General features: G+C 37.6%; 5 protein-coding genes. 1 reads left to right on the forward strand and 4 read right to left on the reverse strand.

Features of this window, described 5'->3' with window-relative positions; all coding sequences use genetic code 11:
* Positions 1-482 precede the first annotated feature (482 nt).
* The 4 genes from B8983_RS13760 to B8983_RS14245 form a co-directional block, all read right to left on the reverse strand.
* Positions 483-746, reverse strand: coding sequence for a type II toxin-antitoxin system RelB/DinJ family antitoxin (locus tag B8983_RS13760; RefSeq protein ID WP_084286129.1), 264 nt, complete (start codon positions 744-746; stop codon positions 483-485).
* Positions 747-980: 234 nt separating this feature from the next.
* The gene (gene yghU, locus B8983_RS13765) at positions 981-1,835 is read right to left on the reverse strand and encodes a glutathione-dependent disulfide-bond oxidoreductase (protein WP_084286133.1); all 855 of its coding nucleotides are present in this window, start codon (positions 1,833-1,835) and stop codon (positions 981-983) included.
* A 317-nt stretch (positions 1,836-2,152) separates the two neighbouring features.
* Positions 2,153-2,467 (reverse strand): helix-turn-helix domain-containing protein, encoded by a 315-nt coding sequence (locus tag B8983_RS13770; protein WP_084286135.1) that lies wholly within the window; start codon positions 2,465-2,467, stop codon positions 2,153-2,155.
* On the reverse strand, positions 2,464-2,610 hold the full coding sequence (locus B8983_RS14245) for a hypothetical protein (RefSeq protein WP_234987060.1): 147 nt from the start codon (positions 2,608-2,610) through the stop codon (positions 2,464-2,466). The genes B8983_RS13770 and B8983_RS14245 overlap by 4 nt, the downstream gene beginning before the upstream one ends.
* Positions 2,611-2,734: 124 nt before the next feature.
* Between B8983_RS14245 and B8983_RS14420 the strand changes: the two genes are divergently transcribed.
* Complete coding sequence (locus tag B8983_RS14420; protein ID WP_084286137.1) at positions 2,735-2,980, forward strand: type II toxin-antitoxin system RelE/ParE family toxin; 246 nt, start codon at positions 2,735-2,737, stop codon at positions 2,978-2,980.
* Positions 2,981-3,093: the final 113 nt, after the last annotated feature.

Below are 3,093 nucleotides of genomic sequence, written 5' to 3' on the forward strand. Positions count from 1 at the left end.
AGATCTGCGATGAATCGATTTGAGATTGAATTTGGTGAAAGATTAAACCTTCACTAAAAACTGGAATCAACTTACACAGATTAATTTACACCCTCTAAAGCACACATATTCTTCTAGCATATGAATCTAAAGCATCCGTCGTTACACCAATAGCACCAAGCCGAAAAAGATTGTATTCCTCAAATTCAAGTTCTGCATGAAATAAATCATTCATTCGATTAATCATTGCAAACATCAATATGTTTAAGGAAATTTCAACGATCTCGGCATCACTAAAAGTCGATTCATTTCTTTCAAACAGCTACATTACTTTTTACAGTGTTATTTGTCATTAAAAAAAGGACTATCACGAAAGTTATCCTGTTTTAATACATCAAAATCTGCATTTGAAAGCCCCAGGGGTTGACCAAGTACACAATTATTTAGTTGAGTAACTGCCTTTTACTTCTCTTTTGTAGTCCCGTTTAAACTGCCCGGCATTTTCAATCTTTCTCATTTAGGTCAGCCATCAAGTCATTAATGGAAGTAAAGGATTTAAGTTTTCCTTTTCTAGCTTCTTTCATAGCTGCAATAGTTTCTTTATTTAGGATGATTGACTCAAAAGGTAAAGCTTTTTCTTTAGCTACCTTGGTCATCATGATTCGAAAGGAATCAGACGGAGTAAGCCCCATAGCAGCTAAAACTGCAGTGGCCTCTTCCTTTATACCCTCACTAATTCTGGCTCGTACAACAGTATTGGCAGTCATGTGTTTATTCTTTCGTTTACTATCTATCTGAGTTACATTGCAGCACTAACCGAAATAATTATTTCATTGTATAAAATCACTACACATTTACTTACACACCGTCACTGACCGCCAATAGTGCTCCATAATATGAAGTTCTATTAAGGGTATCCGATCCCATAATTTTTGGTCTGAGTTTTAAGTCCCTGACGGCCAAACAATACAACCCTTGCTGGGTATACTGGGAGAATTTATTTATAACGATTTTCCATCAAAATCACTCGCATCGTGACGCTCACGTAGTTGCTCGGATGGTTCGCCCGTAGTGCGATTCACCATACGACCTCGTTTTACTGCAGGCCTTTCCAAAATAGTATCCACCCATCGTTTGACATTCAAATACTCATGAGCACCAAGAAACTCTGCTGCACCATACAACCACCCTTTAACGAGGGCTCCATACCAAGGAAAAGCCGCTATATCTGCGATTGTGTATTTTGATCCAGCAAGAAACTCATTTTCTTCCAAACGTTTGTCTAATACATCAAGTTGACGTTTTACTTCCATCGTAAAGCGGTCGATTGGATATTCCATTTTGTTAGGAGCATAAGCATAAAAATGACCAAATCCACCTCCAATGTATGGAGCGCTTCCCATCTGCCAAAATAGCCAATTCATCATTTCCGTACGAGTAGATATGTCTTTCGGTAGAAAAGCATCAAATTTCTCTGCTAGATAAAGCAAAATTGATCCTGATTCGAAAACTCGAATAGGTGTCGGCATACTGCGATCAAGCAGGGCAGGAATTTTAGAATTTGGATTTATTTTTACGAAATCTGACCCAAATTGATCACCATTAACAATTGTAATTAACCACGCATCATACTCAGCCCCGGAGTGCCCCAAAGCGAGAAGTTCTTCAAGCATTATTGTGACTTTTACGCCGTTTGGTGTGCCCAAGGAATATAACTGCAGTGGATGGCGACCAATTGGCAATTCTTTTTCTTGTCGCGATCCAGCTGTCGGTTGATTAATACCAGCAAATTTTCCACCATTAGGTTTTTCCCATGTCCAGATTTTTGGTGGGATGTATTCATTAGCTTCAGCCATTTTTTTACCTTTTCGTGTATTTTATATTCAATGCTTGTATATTAACTGGATTATGAATGTAACATTTCTTTAAATCAGATCACAAAAGTGCTTTGAACTTAGCGCTATTTTGAGTTCTAAATATTTGAAGTAACAATTACATAAGAATTTTGAAATTCAACAGCGTTAATGACGCTAAAAAATTCTTTATTTTCTATAGCAAAAAGTGCGTAATCCCATTTCGATTGGCGTAAGTTTCTCTACTCTCTGGACGATACCTTCACCATATAACCAACTACTAGCACTTAGGCGGCGCTATACAAGACTTTCACTCCTTGTTAGACTGAGGCAATTTTCTCGACAGTGTCTGGATAACGATCTACCAAATGAATCAATAAAGCAGCTTGTGCATTAGGCTTCGCTCTTCCCTGCTCCCAGTTCTCAAGAGTTCTCAAATTAGTTCTTAAGTAATTAGCAAAAACAGCTCTGGAGAGATTCAAGCGCTCTCTGATAGCCACAACTTCATCAGCATTAATGATCGCTGCTGGTTTAAAGTCTCTCTCCACAGTAAGTAAGGTTTCCTTCCCAGATCGAGCCTTTTGAAGATGCTCAAACCCTTCGTTGATTTCATTGAATAAGTTACGTTTAGTCACTTTCTTGCTCCTAGCTCTTTATTTAATAAGTCCATTAAAGCTTTGCGCTCTTTCTGCCCTAAATCACTCCACTCATCTTTGTCATATATCGTAAAAAACCAAAACTGTAATTTGATTTCATACCAATAATAAATGATACGCAAACCACCTCTTTTACCTTTGCCTCTATTTGGATCGCCAAATAATTCTGCCGGTAAAGTTCAAAGGGAGGTAACTCAATAAATAGTGCTTTCATTGATACTGTAAGTAACTTGCGTATAAAGCAATATGAATATACCTGGTTGGGGATTGCATCCTTTAAAAGATAAGCTAAAGGATCACTATTCAATTTCGGTAAATGGAAATTGGCGAATGACGTTTAAATTTGAAGGTGAAGATGTAGGACTGCGACAAGTGGAAGAAGAAGTATGGTTAGTGAGTTTTAAGGATTACGATATAGGTTACTTTGATATGGAATCTCGAAAAGTAAGTGCTATCGAGAATCCTTTTGGTCCCAAAGTAATCGGGATGTGATCGGATGAGTGTAAAGTATGGAGGGTGTAAATTAATCTGTGTAAGTTGATTCCAGTTTTTAGTGAAGGTTTAATCTTTCACCAAATTCAATCTCAAATCGATTCATCGCAGAT

It is taken from the genome of Polynucleobacter kasalickyi, assembly GCF_900176405.1.
Taxonomy (GTDB): Bacteria; Pseudomonadota; Gammaproteobacteria; order Burkholderiales; family Burkholderiaceae; genus Polynucleobacter; species Polynucleobacter kasalickyi.

Coding starts and splice junctions, on each gene's coding strand:
- B8983_RS13760 (WP_084286129.1), bottom strand. CDS start 746: ATGACTGCCAATACTGTTGTACGAGCCAGAATTAGTGAGGGTATAAAG.
- yghU (WP_084286133.1), bottom strand. CDS start 1,835: ATGGCTGAAGCTAATGAATACATCCCACCAAAAATCTGGACATGGGAA.
- B8983_RS14420 (WP_084286137.1), top strand. CDS start 2,735: ATGAATATACCTGGTTGGGGATTGCATCCTTTAAAAGATAAGCTAAAG.